The sequence below is a fragment of the Modestobacter roseus genome (assembly GCF_007994135.1).
Taxonomy (GTDB): Bacteria; Actinomycetota; Actinomycetes; order Mycobacteriales; family Geodermatophilaceae; genus Modestobacter; species Modestobacter roseus.
Window position 1 is genome coordinate 2,569,318 of sequence record NZ_VLKF01000001.1, and the last position, 15,587, is coordinate 2,584,904.

The following is a 15,587-nucleotide window of genomic DNA, read 5'->3' on the forward strand; positions in this document are numbered from 1 at the left end:
GGGGCTATTCGGGCTTGGCCTCGCGGGACATCATCTCGCGCACCATCCGCGCCGCCGACTCCCCCTCGTGGCACACCCGGACGACGGCTTCGGTGATCGGCACGTCGACCCCGTGGGCGCGGGCCAGGTCGAGCACCGAGCGGCAGCTCTTGACCCCCTCGGCGGTCTGCCGGGTGATCTGCTCGACCTCCGCGACCGACATGCCCTGGCCGAGGTGCTCGCCGAAGGTGCGGTTGCGCGACAGCGGGGAGGAGCAGGTGGCCACCAGGTCACCGAGCCCGGCCAGCCCGGCGAAGGTGGCGGCGTCCGCGCCCAGGGCCAGGCCCAGCCGGGTGGTCTCGGCCAGGCCCCGGGTGATCAGCGAGGCCCGGGTGTTGTCGCCGTAGCCGAGCCCGGCGGCGATGCCGCAGGCCAGCGCGATGACGTTCTTCACGGCGCCACCGAGCTCGCAGCCCACCAGGTCGGCGTTGGTGTACGGGCGGAAGTACCGGGTGTGGCAGGCGGCCTGCAGCGCCGCGGCGCGGTCGGTGTCCGCGCAGGCGATCACGGTGGCCGAGGGCTGCTCCTCGGCGATCTCCCGGGCCAGGTTCGGGCCCGACAGCGCGGCCACCCGGTCGGTGCCGGCGCCGGTGACCTCGCTGATCACCTCGCTCATCCGCTTGGTGGTGCCCAGCTCCACGCCCTTCATCAGCGACAGCAGCGTCGCGTCCGGCGGCAGCTGGGGCGCCCAGCCGGTCAGGTTGCGCCGCAGCGTCTGGCTGGGCACGGCCAGGACGACGACGTCGGCGCCGTCCAGCGCCTCGGCGGCGTCGCTGGTGGCCCGCACCGCGTCGGGCAGGCGCACGCCGGGCAGGTACTCGGCGTTCTCCCGGGTGCCGGCGATGGCCTCGGCCAGCTCGGGACGCCGCGCGTGCAGGGTCACCGTGCTGCCGGCGTCGGCGAGCACCTTGGCGAAGGTCGTGCCCCAGGAGCCGGCGCCGAGCACCGCGGCCCGGGTCACGCCGCGTCCCCGGGCAGCGTGCGGAGGGACGGGCGGGGGTGGAAGGCGGTCGGCGGGGTCTGGCCGCGCACCTCACCGAGCTCGTCGCGGACCCGGGTCATCACCAGGTCGGTCACCTCGCGCAGCAGCTCGGGGCTCAGCGCCCGGCCGGCGCGGACGTCGGCCCGCTGGGCGGAGAGGTCGACCGGCTCCCCCACCCGGTACTCCACCGGGGTCCGCAGCCGCAGGTGCAGCTTCCTGGCGTGGTAGTCGTGCACCCGCTGCGGACCCCACTGGGCCACCGGCAGCACCACGGCGTCGGTGGACAGCGCCAGCCGGGCCACCCCGGTGCGCGCCTGCATCGGCCACCAGTCCGGGTCGCGGGTGACCGACCCCTCCGGGTAGATCACCACCACCGCGCCGGCGTCGAGGGCCTGCTTCGCCGCGTGCACCGAGGAGCTGGCCGTGCTCGACCCCCGGGAGACCGGGAACTGCCCGGCGGCACGCAGGATCGTCCCGGCCAGGCCGCGGAACAGGGCGTCCTTGGCGAGGAAGTGCGGTACCCGCCCGGCGTCCCAGACCAGCCGGGCGCAGCCCAGCGGGTCGAGCACCGAGACGTGGTTGGCCACCAGCAGCACCCCGCCGGCCGGCGGGATGCGGTCGGCGTGCCGGTAGCGCAGCCGGAACACCAGCGAGGCCGCCGGGTACACGACGAGCACGCACAGCCACAGCGCGAACGGCACCGGCCGGCGGGTCGCCCAGCGGGGCGGCCTACGGCCCGGCGGGCCCTGCTCCTGCGACACGTGCACCCTCTCCTCCCGGGGCCGACGGCTCCTGAGCCGGTGACCCGACTCGTGATCGTGCCCCCCGCCCCCCGGTCGTGCGCAAGCGCCCCTGGCCCAGCTCCCCGCCGCGGTGGGTGAACCGGCCGCCGACCAGGGTGGCGAGCACCTCCGTCGTCCGCAGGCCGGCGGCGCCGTCGCGGGCCAGCACGGTGGCCGGCGGCTCGGCGACGACGACCAGGTCCGCGACGTCGCCCACCCGGACGGCGTCGCGGCCACCGCTGGCCGCCCGCAGCGCGACCGCCAGGTCCAGGTGCTGCTCGGGGTGCCAGGCGGCACGCTCGTCCAGCGACCGGTGCACGGCGGCGGCGATCCCGTCCCAGGGGTCCAGCGCGGCCACCGGGGCGTCCGAACCCAGCGCGAGCTCCGCCCCGGCGCCGGCGAGCGCGCCGTAGGGGAACGCCGTGCCCGTCGCGCCGGCCCAGTGCAGGTCGGCGGCGTCCCGGTCGTCGACGGCGTGCCGCGGCTGCACGCTGGCCACCACGCCGAGCTCGGCGAAGCGCGGCAGGTCGCGGTCGGCCACCTGCTGGGCGTGCTCGATCCGCCCCGGGGCGCCGACGGCGGCGAAGCCGTCCAGGGCGACGGCGGTGGCCCGGTCGCCGATGGCGTGCACCGCGAGGTCCAGCCCGGCCGCGCTCGCCCGGCGCAGCAGCCGTTCCAGCTCCGCCGGCGGGGTGCGCAGCAGCCCGTGCGCCTCCGGCCCGGTCACACCGGGGTAGGCGTGTGAGCAGTACGCCGTCCGGGTGCCGAGCGACCCGTCGACGAACACCTTCAGCGGGCCCAGCCGCACGCGGTCGGCGGCCACCGGGTCGGTCAGGCCGGGCAGCGGGTCGCCGCTGCGCAGGCCCGCGGCGAGCACGTCGTCCAGCCGGTCGACGTAGACGCCGGCGGCCACCCGTACCGCCGGCCCGCCCGGGCGCAGCGCCGCGCGCCGCACCCACGAGGTGACCAGGTCGTCGAACTCCAGGTCGACCACCGCGGTCACCCCGCGGGCGGCCGCGGCGTCGGTGGCCGCCAGCACCCACTCGTCCCGGACGTCGGGGCCGGCGGACTCCGCGGCCGCGTAGACCCGCATCGCCTCGTGCTCCCGCAGCACGCCGTCGGCGGTGCGCAGCCCCAGCCACCGGACGGCCGCGGTGCTGCACCAGGCGGTGTGCAGGTCGCCGCTGACCACCACCACCGGCAGCCCGGGCAGGGCGGCGTCGAGCACCGCGGCGTCCGGGCCGGTGGTCCACAACGCGTCGCGGAAGCCCTGGGCGACGACGACGGCGTCCCCGGCCGGCGGCGCCGCGGCCACCACCGCGGCGATCATCGCCGCCACCTGCTCCGCGGAGCCGGCGGTGGAGACGTCGATCCGGCGGCGGGCTGCCGCCCACTGTTCCAGGTGCACGTGCGCGTCCCGCAACCCGGGCAGCAGCACCGCGCCGTCCAGATCGACCACCTCGACACCGTCGGGCAGCCGGTCCAGGCCGGGCGCACCGCCGGACAGGTCGTCGGCGATCGCCACCACCCGGCCGGCGGTGACCAGCACGTCCCGGACCGCGGTCCCGAGCCGGGCCCGGCGCAGCAGCAGGCCGCTCACCGCGGCTCCCCGGCCACCTGCGCGGCGCGGCGGGCGCGGAAGGCGTCGACCGGCCAGGCGGTGATCCCGCCGATCCGGACGGCGGTGGCCGCACCGTCGTCGCCCCACTCGTAGGTGATCGGCTCCCCCGCCGAGCCGAAGCCGGCCACCGACTCCTGGCGCAGCGTGTCGCCGTCGACGACGGCCAGCTCCAGGTGCTCGTCGGCCGGCGCGGTCGAGCCGGGGTGCAGCAGCACGAGGCGGCCGCCGAGCAGGGCGACGTCGGTGACCCCCCACAGGTTGGCGAACCGGCCGGAGAACCGGGCCAGGTCCGCACCGGCGGCGTCCTCGGGCGCGGCCAGCGCCAGGTCGACCAGCCCGACCAGCCCCCGGGCGAGCACGTCGGCCGGGCCCTCCAGGCAGTTGGTCAGCACGCTGACCACCAGCTGCGCCTCCGGGTCGAGCCAGGTGCGGGTGATGTGCCCCGGGTAGCCGCCGCTGTGGCCGACCAGCCGACGCTCGCCCACGGTCTTCAGGTCCATGCCCAGCCCGTACCAGCGGGCCTCCTGCCCGTGCGCGCGGATCTCGGACTCCGGGCGGCGCATCAGCCGCTTGGCCGCCTCGGGCAGCAGCCGGTCGTCACCGGTCGCGTGCGCGGCGAAGAACGCCGAGAGGTCGCGGGCGGTGGACCAGAAGCCGGTGGCCGCGGCCATCGCCCGGGTGTCGACGTGCGGGATGCGCAGCCGGGTCAGCTCGCCCTCCAGCAGCGCGGTGTGCCCGGCCGCGTACTCCGCCGCGCGGGCCGGCTCCCACTCCGGGCCGGTGTCGGTCAGCCCGAGCGGGTCGACCACGGCGCGCTGCACGTGCTCGGCGTACCCGGTGCCGGTCACCGCCTCGACCACCTGGCCGAGCAGGGAGTAGCCGACGTTCGAGTACTTGAAGTGCTCGTTGCGGCCGAAGACGACGGCGTCCGGCCCGACCACGAGCTCGCTCAGCCGCTGCGCGTCCGGGAAGGCGTGCAGCAGCTGCCAGAAGTCGTTGTCCGCGCCGTCGCGCAGCAGCCCGGACTGGTGGCCCAGCAGCTCCCGGACGGTGACCGCCGCGACCGCCGCGGGCAGCCCGGGCACCCAGGAGCCGACCGGGTCGTCCAGCCGCAGCCGCCCGGCCTCGACCAGCTGCAGCACCGCGGTCGCGGTGAAGGTCTTGGAGTGCGAGGCGACCCGGAACAGGTGCCGCGGGGTCAGCGGCGCCCCGGTGGTCTCGTCGGCGACCCCGAGCGCGACGTCGAGGACCAACCGGCCACCCACCCGGACGGCGGCCTGCACGCCGGGCACCCGCCCCCGCCGGCGCTGGTGCTCCAGCCACGACTGCAGGTACGGCGCGGCCGCGGTGACGACGTCGGCGGTGCGGTCGGGGGTGCTGGGCATGCTCGGGCGCTCCTCGGGAGGGGACGGTGCCGCAGCAGCCCACCACACGGGCGCGCGGGCGGTGTGCTCACATGGCCCGGTGCACCAGTGGTCAGTGCAGCAGTGGTCCGTGGTCGTGCCGGCCAAGCGGCTGGTGTCGGCCAAGACGCGGCTGACCCCGCTCACCAGCGGGCTCGGCGCCGCGGGCACGGCCCGGCACGAGGAGCTGGTGCTCGCGCTGCTGGCCGACACCGTCGCCGCGGCGCTCGCCGCCGACGCCGTCGCCGGGGTGCTGGTGGTCACCGACGAGCCGCGGGCCGCCGCCGTCGTCGGCGCACTCGGGGCGGCCACCGTGGGCGACGAGCCCGACCGCGGGCTCAACGCCGCCCTGGAGCACGGCGCGGCGCACGCCCGGCGCACCGGCGCGACCGCCGTCGCGGCGCTCTCCTCCGACCTGCCGGCGTTGCGCCCGGCCGAGCTGACCGCGGCCCTGCGCGCGGCGGCGGCACACCCGCGGGCCTTCGCCGCCGACGCCGCCGGCACCGGGACGACGCTGCTCTGCGCCGGCCCCGGCGCCGCCCTGGACCCCCGGTTCGGGCGCGCTTCGGCCACCGCGCACGCGGCCAGCGGCGCCGTCCCGCTGGGCGGGAGCTGGCCGGGGCTGCGCCGCGACGTCGACACGCCTGCCGACCTGCGGTCCGCCGCGCGGCTCGGGCTGGGCCCGCGCAGCACGGATCTCCTCTCGGACACCCTCTGGTCACCTCGGTGAGGCAGGATCGACCCGTGCCTGCCGCCGACCCGACGCTCCCCGCCGACCGGTTCCTCAACCGTGAGCTCTCCTGGCTGGACTTCAACGCCCGGGTGCTCGAGCTGGCCGAGGACGACAGCCTGCCGTTGCTGGAGCGGGTGAAGTTCCTCTCGATCTTCGCCAGCAACCTCGACGAGTTCTTCATGGTCCGGATCGCCGGCCTCAAGCGCCGGCAGAGCACCGGCCTCACCGTCCGCTCCCCCGACGGGCTGACCATCCGCGAGCAGCTCGCCCTGGTCACCGAGCGCACCCAGGACCTGATGCACCGGCACGGCGGCGTCTTCACCAAGGACGTCACGCCGCTGCTGGAGGCGCAGGGCATCCGGATCCTGCACTGGAGCGACCTCGCCGACACCGATGCGATGCGCCTGCGCGAGTACTTCCGCGACCAGGTGTTCCCGGTGCTCACCCCGCTGGCGGTCGACCCGGCGCACCCCTTCCCCTACATCAGCGGGCTGTCGCTGAACCTGGCGGTCTCCGTCCGCGACCCGGACACCGGCGCCCCCCGCTTCGCGCGGGTCAAGGTGCCCAACAACGTGCCGCGGTTCATCCCGGTGTCCCCGGCCGGGGGGCAGCACAGCGACGCGACGGCGGTCTTCCTCCCGCTCGAGGACCTGATCGCCGCGCACCTCGGCCAGCTGTTCCCCGGCCTGGACGTGCTCGACCACCACCTGTTCCGGGTCACCCGCAACGCCGACCTCGAGGTCGAGGAGGACCGGGACGAGGACCTGCTGCAGGCCCTGGAGCGCGAGCTCGCCCGGCGCCGGTTCGGGCCGGCGGTGCGCCTGGAGATCACCGCGTCGATGGACCCGCAGATCCTCGACGTGCTCGTCTCCGAGCTGGAGATCAGCCCGTCCGACGTCGTCTCGGTGCCCGGGCTGCTGGACCTGGCCTCGCTGATGGAGCTCTACGACCTGGACCGGCCCGAGCTCAAGGACGACCCGTTCGTGCCGGCCACCCACCCCCGGCTCTCCGAGGGCGAGACCCCCAAGAGCGTGTTCGCGACGCTGCGCGAGGGCGACGTGCTGGTGCACCACCCCTACGACTCCTTCGCCACCAGCGTGCAGCGGTTCATCGAGCAGGCCGCCGCCGACCCGCACGTGCTGGCGATCAAGCAGACGCTCTACCGCACCTCGGGTGACTCCCCCATCGTCTCGGCGCTGATCGAGGCGGCGCAGGCCGGCAAGCAGGTCGTCGTCCTGGTGGAGATCAAGGCCCGCTTCGACGAGGAGGCGAACATCAGCTGGGCCCGTTCGCTGGAGCGGGCCGGCTGCCACGTCGTCTACGGGCTGGTGGGGCTCAAGACGCACTGCAAGACGGCGCTGGTGGTCCGGATGGAGAACGGGGTGATCCGCCGGTACTGCCACATCGGCACCGGCAACTACAACCCGAAGACCGCCCGGATCTACGAGGACCTGGGCATCCTCACCGCCGACCCCCGGGTGGGCGCCGACCTCACCGACCTGTTCAACACCCTCACCGGTTACTCCCGGCAGACCACCTACCGGTCACTGCTGGTGGCGCCCCGCGGGGTGCGCACCGGGCTGGTGGAGCGGATCCGCCGCGAGGCCCGGCACGCCGCCGAGGGGCGCGCGTCGGGCATCCGGATCAAGGTGAACTCCCTGGTCGACGAGCAGATCATCGACGCGCTCTACGAGGCGTCCCTGGCCGGCGTGCCGGTCGAGCTGCTGATCCGCGGCATCTGCGCGCTGCGCCCGGGGGTGCCGGGGCTGAGCGAGAACATCCGGGTGCGCTCGATCGTGGGCCGCTTCCTGGAGCACTCGCGGGCGATCAGCTTCGTCAACGACGGCGAGCCCGAGTGGTGGATCGGCAGCGCCGACCTCATGCACCGCAACCTCGACCGCCGGGTGGAGGTGCTGTTGCGGGTGAACGACCCGGCCGCCCAGCGCCAGCTGCAGCAGGTCTTCGACGGCGCGCTCGCGCCCGACGTGCTCAGCTGGGAGCTGTCCGCCGACGGGAGCTGGCGCCGCTGCGGGCAGCGCGACCACCAGCGGGAGCTGCTCACCGGGCGGGGTGAGCACGCTGCCTGAGCCCGCCCCGCTGATCCCGGCGGCCGGCGGTGCGCTGTGGCGCCGCCGCCCCGACGGCACGCTCGAGACCGCACTGGTGCACCGGCCCAAGTACGACGACTGGTCGCTGCCCAAGGGCAAGCTCGACCCCGGGGAGCACCCGCTGCTGGCCGCCGTGCGGGAGGTCGACGAGGAGACCGGCCTGCGCACCGTCGTCGGCCGGCGCAGCGTGCAGACCCGCTACGAGCACCGGCAGGGCCCCAAGCGGGTCGACTACTGGGTGATGCGCGCCGCCGGCGGTGACTTCGTGCCCAACGACGAGGTCGACGAGCTGCGCTGGCTGTCCCTGCCCGACGCCGACCGGGTGGTCAGCCACGACCACGACCGCGCGGTGCTGCACGACCTGGCCCGCACCGACGTGCCGCGGATGCCGCAGCTGCTGCTGGTCCGGCACGCGTCGGCCGGTGAGCGCGGCGACTGGGACGGCCCGGACGACGAGCGCCCGCTGGACCGCCGGGGCCGCGGGCAGGCGGCCGCGCTGGCCGCGGTGCTGCCCGCCTTCGGCCCCGTCCGGGTGCTCGCCGCGCCACCGGTGCGCTGCCGGGAGACGGTGACGCCGCTCGCGGAGGAGCTGGGCCTGCCGGTGGGCGAGGTGCCCGAGCTCGGCGAGGACGGCTTCGAGGCCGACCCCGAGGCGGGGCTGGCCGTCGTCGAACGGCTGCTGACCACCGACGCGCCGGACGACGGCGTGACCGTGGTGTGCAGCCAGGGCGGGGCGATCCCCTCGGTGCTGCTCTCCCTCGGGGTGCGCTGGCACGGCACCGCCGGGGCGCTGTGGCCGCCGGCGGCCAAGGGCAGCGTGTGGGCGCTCAGCGGCCGGCCGGGCGCGCTGGCCGCGGACTACTACCGCGACTTCACCGCCGACCCGGCGGCGCCGTCGGGCCGGGCGACCGGCACCGCCGGCCGGGTCGCCGCCACCAGCTGAGGAAGGACCCCGCTGCCCCCCACCGCTCGCACGCTCGCGGTGGGCCCCTGCAGCGGGGCCGTTCCAGCAGCTGGCGTCAGGCGGGCAGGGCGGGGAGCGCCTTCGGCTTCCAGGACGGGCGCTGCGCCTCGAACGCCGCGACGTCGTCCAGGTGGCGCTCGGTGAGCCCGACGTCGTCCAGCCCCTCCAGCAGCCGCCAGCGGGTGTAGTCGTCGATCTCGAACGGCACCGTGACGTCGGCGTAGGTGACCTGCTTGGCCCGCAGGTCGACCGTCACCGCCGTCGCCGGGTCGGCCTCGATCGCGGCCCACAGCGCCTCGACCTCCGGCTGCGCCATCAGCACGGTGAGCAGCCCGGACTTGGTCGAGTTGTTCTTGAAGATGTCGGCGAACCGGGAGCTGATCACGACCCGGAACCCGCCGTCGAGCAGCGCCCAGACGGCGTGCTCCCGGGAGGAGCCGGTGCCGAAGTCGGGGCCGGCGACCAGCACCGAGGCGTCGGCGTACTCCGGCTGGTTGAGCACGAAGTCCGGCTCGTTGGTGCGCCAGGCGACGAACAGCCCGTCCTCGAAGCCGGTGCGGGTGATCCGCTTGAGGTACTCCGCCGGGATGATCTGGTCGGTGTCGACGTTGCTGCGCCGCAGCGGGGCGGCGCTGCCGGTGTGCGTGGTGAAGGCGTCCATGGTGCGGCTCTCCAGCGGGTCAGACGGTCGTCGGGACGGCGTCGGGCAGGTCGGCGGGGGCGGTGAGCCGGCCGGTCAGCGCGGTGGCCGCGGCGACCGCCGGGGAGACCAGGTGGGTGCGACCGCCCTTGCCCTGCCGGCCCTGGAAGTTGCGGTTGCTGGTCGACGCCGACCGCTCGCCCGGCTTGAGCTGGTCGGGGTTCATGCCCAGGCACATCGAGCAGCCCGCGCCCCGCCACTCGGCGCCGGCGTCCAGGAAGACCTGGTCCAGCCCCTCGGCCTCGGCCTGCAGCTTCACCTGCACCGAGCCCGGGACGACGAGCATCCGGGTGCTCTCGTCGACGTGCTTGCCCTTGAGCAGCGCGGCGGCGACCCGGAGGTCCTCGATCCGGCCGTTGGTGCACGAGCCCAGGAAGACGGTGTCCACCTCGATCTCGCGCAGCGGGGTGCCGGCGGTCAGGCCCATGTACGCCAGCGCAGACTCGGCGGCCCGGCGCTCGCTCTCGTCGGCGATCTGCGCCGGGTCGGGCACGCTGGCGTCGATCGGCAGGCCCTGGCCGGGGTTCGTGCCCCAGGTGACGTAGGGGGTCAGCGACGCGGCGTCGATGCGCACCTCGCGGTCGAAGACGGCGTCGTCGTCGGTGCGCAGCGTGCGCCACTGCGCGACGGCGGCGTCCCAGTCCGCACCCTGCGGCGCGTGCGGGCGCCCCTGCAGGAAGTCGAACGTCGTCTGGTCCGGGGCGATGAGCCCGGCCCGGGCGCCGGCCTCGATGGACATGTTGCAGATCGTCATCCGGGCCTCCATCGACAGCGCCTCGATCGCGCTGCCGCGGTACTCGATGACGTGGCCCTGGCCGCCGCCGGTGCCGATCTCGGCGATGACCGCCAGGATGATGTCCTTGGCGCTCACCCCGGGCGGCAGCTCGCCGTCGACGGTCACCGCCATCTGCTTGGCCGGCAGCTGGGGCAGCGTCTGGGTGGCCAGCACGTGCTCGACCTCGCTGGTGCCGATGCCGAAGGCCAGCGCGCCGAACGCCCCGTGGGTGGAGGTGTGGCTGTCGCCGCAGACGATCGTCGTGCCGGGCTGGGTGAGCCCGAGCTGGGGGCCGATGACGTGCACGATGCCCTGGTCGCGGTCGCCCATCGGGGCCAGCCGGATGCCGAACTCGGCGGCGTTGCGCCGCAGCGCCTCGACCTGGGCGCGGGAGACCGGGTCGGCGATCGGCTTCAGGATGTCCAGCGTGGGGACGTTGTGGTCCTCGGTGGCCATGGTCAGGTCCGGCCGCCGGACGGTGCGACCCGCCGCGCGCAGGCCGTCGAAGGCCTGCGGGCTGGTCACCTCGTGCACGAGGTGCAGGTCGATGTAGAGGAGGTCGGGCTCCCCCGCCGTCCGCCGCACGACGTGCTGCTCGTACACCTTCTGCGCCAGGGTCGTGCCCACGGTGCGTCCTCCTCGATCGGGCGATGCGGTTGACCGTCTCACCCACTGGGATGCGAGTATTGCTGCGTGGGACAGCCTAACCCCGTTGCCGTGCTGGACAAAGCAGTGGCCATCCTCCGCGCCGTGAGCGACGACCCGGCCACGCTCGCCGAGCTGGTGACCCGCACCGGCCTGCCGCGCGCGACCGCGCACCGGCTGGCCACCGCCCTGGAGGGCCACCGCCTGCTGCGGCGCACCGCGGGTGGCGCCTGGGCACCCGGCCCCGGCCTCGCGGAGCTGGGCCGAGGTGGCGCCGACCTGGCCGACCTCGCCGGCCGGTACCTGCCGGGGCTGCGCGACGCGACCGGGGAGAGTGCCCAGTTCTACGTGCGCGACGGGGGCAGCCGGGTCTGCATCGCGGCGGCCGAACGGCTGAGCGGGCTGCGCGACACCGTGCCGGTGGGCGCTCGCCTCCCGCTCACCGCCGGGTCGGCCGCCCACGCCCTGCTGGCCTTCGCCCCCGCCGACGAGGTGAACGCCCTGCTGCCCTCGGCGAGCTTCACCGCCCGCACCCTGCTCGACGTCCGGCGTCGCGGCTGGGCGCACAGCATCGCCGAGCGCGAACCGGGGGTCGCGTCACTGTCGGCCCCGGTCCGCGACGGCACGGGCGGGGTGCTGGGCGCGATCTCGATCTCCGGCCCGATCGAACGGCTCGGGCGCCGGCCCAGCCCGGAGGTGGTGGCCGCGGTGCTCGAGGCAGCACTGACCCTCTCCCGCGCCGCGCGCTGACCGCACTTGATCGTTGATACGTAGTTCCGTACTTTCGGCGTCGTGGACGACGCCCGGCTGACCCGGATCGAGCAACGACTGGCGGCGCTGGAGGCACGGCTGATCGCCGTGCCGGCCGGCCCACCGGCGCCGGAGCAGTTCTGGCTGCTGCACGCGCTCGCCACCGAGGCGGCCGGGCTGCCCGGCGGCGCGGTGGCCTACGGCGGCCAGGTGCGGCTGCCCGGGGGCGAGGAGTACGCCTGGCAGCGGACGCACGGGGCCGAGGAGGTGCGCGCCGCGGACCCCGAGGAGGACGACGCGCTCGCCGCGGCCCTGTCCGCACTGGCCCACCCGGTGCGCCTGCGACTGCTGCGCGAGGTGCTGGGCGGCACCACCACGACCGCGGCGCTGGCCGCGCTCCCCGGGCTGGGCACCACCGGCCAGCTGCACCACCACCTGCGGCAGCTCACCACCGCCGGCTGGCTGCGCACGACCGCTCGCGGCGCGTACGGGGTGCCGCCCGAGCGGGTCGTCCCGCTGCACGTCGTCCTGGCGGCGGTGTCGTCGTGAGCGCGGGCGACGTCGGCACGGCCACCGGCCCGGTGGTGCGCCGGCTCGCAGCCCGGATCCGGCCGCCGCTGCTCCCGCTGGGCATCCTGCTGATCCTGGCCGACGCCCTCGGGGTGCTGCGGTGGACGGCACTGCTGGGCATCGCCGTCCTGCTCGGCGCCGGGCTGCTCGAGCGGGTGCGCCCGCCCGCGGCACCGCTGCGGGTCGTCGAGTCGCCGGTGCGGGGACCCTGGCGGGCACTCAACTCCCCCGCCACCAAGGTGCCCTCGCACGGCACGCACGGCCTGGGCCAGACCTGGGCGATCGACCTGGTGCTCGACCCGCCCGACGGCAGCCGCCCGGAGCTCGGCTCCGGCGGCCAGTGGCGCCGGCCCGAGGAGTACCCCGCGTTCGGCACGCCGCTGCTCAGCCCGGTCGACGGCGTGGTGGTCCGGGTGCACCAGCGGCGGCGCGACCACCGGGCCCGCAGCGGCTGGGTGTCGCTCCTGTACCTGATCGTGGTGGAGGGCTTCGTCCGGTCGTTCGGTGGCGCGCGCTGGATCGCCGGCAACCACGTCGTCGTCCGGGCCGACGACGGGGTGCACGCCGCCCTGGTGCACCTGCGACGGGGCTCGGTCCGGGTGCGGCCGGGCGAGCGGGTGGCCGCCGGCCAGCAGCTGGCCGAGTGCGGGAACTCCGGCAACAGCAGCGAACCGCACCTGCACGTCCAGCTCTGCGACTCACCCCACCTGGCTGCCGCCGGGGGCCTGCCGATGGCCTTCCGGGCCGGCGCGCCGGACGGCACCGACGGGCTGCCGGCCAACGGCGAGCTGCTCGGGGCGACCGGGTCCTGACGCACGACGGCCCGCAGCGGGAACACCCGCTGCGGGCCGTCGGCGGGTCGTGCCGGGACTACCGGCCGGCGGTGTCCGCGCCGCCGGTCGGGTCCTCGACCGCCTCGTCGTCCTCGACGACGACCGGCCGCAGCCGGGTCCAGACGGCGAAGGTGAGGGCGAAGACCACCATGCCCAGGCCGACCCACAGGTTCGCGTTCCAGCCGCCGGTCTTGGCCGCGTCGGCATCGCTGAAGTCGACGATGCCGACGACCACCAGGACGATGCCGTAGAACCCGATCAGCCCGGCGATGACCGTACGGACGTCGTAGGCCCCCGCGGTGTGCTTGCGGCCGGCCGCCTCAGCGGCCTGCCCGTTGGATCCGGTGCTCATGGGGTGCTCCTCTCGAGGGTGCTGGCCGCGGTCAGCGGAAGATCAGGTTCAGGGCGATGACGAGCACCAGCGAGATGCCGGCGAGCTTCGTCGGCGACTGGTACCAGGGCAGCTTGTGCGCATCGGGGTCGGTGCGCACCTCCTTGGGCGTCTCGGAGTAGACGAGGCCGGCCAGTTCTGAGACCGGCTTGGGCGTCGTGACCATGCTGACCCCGACGCTGACGGCGATGTCGACCACGAACGCCGCGCCCGCGGCGACGAAGCTCGCGCCCTGCCCCTCCAGGCCGATCACGCCGGTCTCGCTCAACGACCAGACCAGCACCGCGGCGAGCGTGCCGGACACCAGCCCGGTCCAGCCGGCCGTGGGCGTCATCCGCTTCCAGAACATGCCGAGGATGAACGTGGCGAACAGCGGGGCGTTGAAGAACCCGAACAGCGTCTGCAGGTAGTCCATCAGGTTGTCGAAGTTGGCGGCGATGAGCGCGGTGAAGATGGCGATCACCGTGGCGCCGACCGTGGCCAGCCGCCCGACCCGCAGGTAGTACTCGTCGGGCCGGTCCTTCTTCACGTACTGCTGCCACAGGTCGTAGCTGAAGACGGTGTTGAAGGCGGAGATGTTGGCTGCCATGCCGGCCATGAAGGAGGCGAGCAGACCGGCGATCGCCACGCCCAGCAGGCCGTTGGGCAGCACGTCGCGGATCAGCAGCAGGATCGAGTCGTTGTAGGTGACCCCCGGGTCCCCGCCGGCCTTCAGGTCCGCGGTCTCGTTGACCAGGACCGCGGCGATCATGCCGGGGACGATGACGATGAACGGGATGAACATCTTCGGGAACGACCCGATGATCGGGGTGCTCCGGGCCGCCGACATCGACTTGGTCGCCATCGCCCGCTGGACCTCGACGAAGTTCGTCGTCCAGTAGCCGAAGGAGAGCACGAAACCCAGGCCGAAGACGATGCCGATGACCGACAGCACCGGGTTCTCGATGCTGGTCAGGTCCGAACCCGGCCAGGAGCTCAGGTCGTTCTCGTTGCCGCTGTCCCGGATCGCGTCGATCAGGCCACCGACGCCACCCACCCGGTGCAGGCCGATGAGCGTCAGCGGCAGCAGCGCGGCCACGATGACGAAGAACTGCAGCACCTCGTTGTAGATGGCCGCGGAGAGGCCGCCGAGGGTGATGTAGCTGAGCACGATGACCGCGGCCACGATCAGCGAGATCCACTGCGGCCAGCCGAGCAGCGCGTTCACGATGGTGGCCAGCAGGTACAGGTTGATGCCGGCGATGAGCACCTGGGCCAGCGCGAAGCTCAGCGCGTTCACCAGGTGCGCCCCGGTGCCGAACCGCCGGCGCATGAACTCCGGCACGGACCGGACCTTCGAGCCGTAGTAGAAGGGCATCATCACGACGCCCAGGAAGAGCATCGCCGGGACGGCGCCGATCCAGAAGTAGTGGAACGTGGCCATGCCGAACTGGGCACCGTTGGCCGACATGCCGATGATCTCGACCGCGCCGAGGTTGGCCGAGATGAAGGCCAGGCCGGTCACCCAGGCCGGCAGCGACCGGCCGGAGAGGAAGAAGTCGAGGCTGTCGGACACGCGCCGCCGGGCGGCGAAGCCGATGAGCAGCACGACAGCGAAGTAGGCGACGACGAGCAGGTAGTCGACGAAGTTGGCGTCGAGCCGCAGCGTCTCGTCAGCAGCGAGCACCACCGGGGGTGTCCCTCCTGGGTCGGGATGGCGGGCCCCCGACACCCTCGTGCGGCGGCCCCTGTTCTGCCGTCAGGGGCGGGGCACGAGGGTCCAGCGCGGTGATCAGCAACGGGACGCTAACACCGTTGCTGTGAGCAAGCATTCCGGCGTTCACCGGGACGGGTGACGACCCGTGACCGGGAACACGAGAGCCCCCGACCCGGGTGGGTCGGGGGCTCTCCGCTGTAGCCCCGAAGGGATTCGAACCCTCGCTACCGCCGTGAGAGGGCGGCGTCCTGGGCCGCTAGACGACGGGGCCGTGCGCGCAGAGATGGTGCCACACCGGCCCGGCCGGATCGACACCCGGGGGTGGGTGGGCTCCGGAGACGACGAGAGCCCCCGACCCGGGTGGGTCGGGGGCTCTCCGCTGTAGCCCCGAAGGGATTCGAACCCTCGCTACCGCCGTGAGAGGGCGGCGTCCTGGGCCGCTAGACGACGGGGCCAGGCGTACTGCTCGGTGGTGCTGGAGGAGATGGTGCTTCCTCGCTGGGGTACCAGGACTCGAACCTAGACTAACGGAACCAGAAACCGTCGGGCTGCCAATTACCCCATACCCCAATGGCCGTTCATCGCCTTGCGGCGA

14 protein-coding genes and 3 tRNA genes are annotated in these 15,587 nt (G+C 74.6%); 6 read left to right on the forward strand and 11 right to left on the reverse strand.

Translation table 11 applies throughout. From position 1 onward, the window contains the following. Window positions 1-4 precede the first annotated feature (4 nt). From JD78_RS12200 to JD78_RS12215, 4 genes are read right to left on the reverse strand one after another with little or no spacing between them, the layout of a single operon-like run. Window positions 5-1,000 carry an NAD(P)H-dependent glycerol-3-phosphate dehydrogenase gene (locus JD78_RS12200; protein WP_153360245.1) on the reverse strand — a complete coding sequence of 332 codons (996 nt, stop codon included), beginning with the start codon at window positions 998-1,000 and terminating at the stop codon, window positions 5-7. Then, window positions 997-1,722 carry a lysophospholipid acyltransferase family protein gene (locus JD78_RS12205; RefSeq protein WP_228395153.1) on the reverse strand — a complete coding sequence of 242 codons (726 nt, stop codon included), beginning with the start codon at window positions 1,720-1,722 and terminating at the stop codon, window positions 997-999. The genes JD78_RS12200 and JD78_RS12205 overlap by 4 nt, the downstream gene beginning before the upstream one ends. A 28-nt stretch (window positions 1,723-1,750) precedes the next feature. Further along, window positions 1,751-3,403 (reverse strand): amidohydrolase, encoded by a 1,653-nt coding sequence (locus JD78_RS12210; protein ID WP_153360241.1) that lies wholly within the window; start codon window positions 3,401-3,403, stop codon window positions 1,751-1,753. Then, window positions 3,400-4,809 (reverse strand): serine hydrolase domain-containing protein, encoded by a 1,410-nt coding sequence (locus JD78_RS12215; RefSeq protein WP_153360239.1) that lies wholly within the window; start codon window positions 4,807-4,809, stop codon window positions 3,400-3,402. Before JD78_RS12215 ends, JD78_RS12210 begins: the two co-directional genes overlap by 4 nt. 79 nt (window positions 4,810-4,888) lie before the next feature. On the opposite strand from JD78_RS12215, the gene cofC reads away from it, so the two are divergent. The 3 genes from cofC to JD78_RS12230 are packed head-to-tail and all read left to right on the forward strand — an operon-like array spanning window position 4,889 to window position 8,611. Further along, on the forward strand, window positions 4,889-5,557 hold the full coding sequence (cofC, locus tag JD78_RS12220; protein ID WP_243731036.1) for a 2-phospho-L-lactate guanylyltransferase: 669 nt from the start codon (window positions 4,889-4,891) through the stop codon (window positions 5,555-5,557). 14 nt (window positions 5,558-5,571) lie between these two features. Next, window positions 5,572-7,647, forward strand: coding sequence for an RNA degradosome polyphosphate kinase (locus JD78_RS12225; RefSeq protein WP_228395151.1), 2,076 nt, complete (start codon window positions 5,572-5,574; stop codon window positions 7,645-7,647). Then, window positions 7,631-8,611 (forward strand): NUDIX hydrolase, encoded by a 981-nt coding sequence (locus tag JD78_RS12230; protein WP_228395150.1) that lies wholly within the window; start codon window positions 7,631-7,633, stop codon window positions 8,609-8,611. The genes JD78_RS12225 and JD78_RS12230 overlap by 17 nt, the downstream gene beginning before the upstream one ends. 76 nt (window positions 8,612-8,687) lie before the next feature. Here the strand turns inward: JD78_RS12230 and leuD are convergent, their stop codons facing one another. Next, window positions 8,688-9,293 carry a 3-isopropylmalate dehydratase small subunit gene (gene leuD, locus JD78_RS12235; RefSeq protein ID WP_153360233.1) on the reverse strand — a complete coding sequence of 202 codons (606 nt, stop codon included), beginning with the start codon at window positions 9,291-9,293 and terminating at the stop codon, window positions 8,688-8,690. Between the two features lie 19 nt (window positions 9,294-9,312). After that, entirely contained in the window at window positions 9,313-10,734 is a 1,422-nt protein-coding gene (gene leuC, locus JD78_RS12240) for a 3-isopropylmalate dehydratase large subunit (RefSeq protein WP_153360231.1), read from the reverse strand. A 90-nt stretch (window positions 10,735-10,824) separates the two neighbouring features. Between leuC and JD78_RS12245 the strand changes: the two genes are divergently transcribed. From JD78_RS12245 to JD78_RS12255, 3 genes are read left to right on the forward strand one after another with little or no spacing between them, the layout of a single operon-like run. Beyond that, window positions 10,825-11,502: an IclR family transcriptional regulator gene (locus JD78_RS12245; protein WP_481822773.1), complete on the forward strand. Its 678-nt coding sequence runs from the start codon at window positions 10,825-10,827 to the stop codon at window positions 11,500-11,502. A gap of 42 nt (window positions 11,503-11,544) precedes the next feature. After that, window positions 11,545-12,051 (forward strand): helix-turn-helix domain-containing protein, encoded by a 507-nt coding sequence (locus JD78_RS12250; protein ID WP_153360227.1) that lies wholly within the window; start codon window positions 11,545-11,547, stop codon window positions 12,049-12,051. Then, window positions 12,048-12,884, forward strand: coding sequence for a M23 family metallopeptidase (locus JD78_RS12255; RefSeq protein WP_166521153.1), 837 nt, complete (start codon window positions 12,048-12,050; stop codon window positions 12,882-12,884). The genes JD78_RS12250 and JD78_RS12255 overlap by 4 nt, the downstream gene beginning before the upstream one ends. A gap of 58 nt (window positions 12,885-12,942) precedes the next feature. Here JD78_RS12255 and JD78_RS12260 read toward each other — a convergent pair whose 3' ends face one another. The 5 genes from JD78_RS12260 to JD78_RS12280 form a co-directional block, all read right to left on the reverse strand. Further along, a complete protein-coding gene (locus JD78_RS12260) occupies window positions 12,943-13,257 on the reverse strand; it encodes a hypothetical protein (protein WP_153360223.1) in 315 nt (104 codons plus the stop codon). Between the two features lie 31 nt (window positions 13,258-13,288). Continuing rightward, on the reverse strand, window positions 13,289-14,965 hold the full coding sequence (locus tag JD78_RS12265) for a sodium:solute symporter family protein (RefSeq protein ID WP_153360221.1): 1,677 nt from the start codon (window positions 14,963-14,965) through the stop codon (window positions 13,289-13,291). A gap of 225 nt (window positions 14,966-15,190) precedes the next feature. Continuing rightward, window positions 15,191-15,263 (reverse strand) — tRNA-Glu (locus JD78_RS12270). A 111-nt stretch (window positions 15,264-15,374) separates the two neighbouring features. After that, a tRNA-Glu gene (locus JD78_RS12275) sits at window positions 15,375-15,447 on the reverse strand. A gap of 43 nt (window positions 15,448-15,490) precedes the next feature. After that, window positions 15,491-15,562 (reverse strand) — tRNA-Gln (locus tag JD78_RS12280). Window positions 15,563-15,587: the final 25 nt, after the last annotated feature.

Coding starts and splice junctions, on each gene's coding strand:
- JD78_RS12215 (WP_153360239.1), bottom strand. CDS start 4,809: ATGCCCAGCACCCCCGACCGCACCGCCGACGTCGTCACCGCGGCCGCG.
- leuD (WP_153360233.1), bottom strand. CDS start 9,293: ATGGACGCCTTCACCACGCACACCGGCAGCGCCGCCCCGCTGCGGCGC.
- JD78_RS12260 (WP_153360223.1), bottom strand. CDS start 13,257: ATGAGCACCGGATCCAACGGGCAGGCCGCTGAGGCGGCCGGCCGCAAG.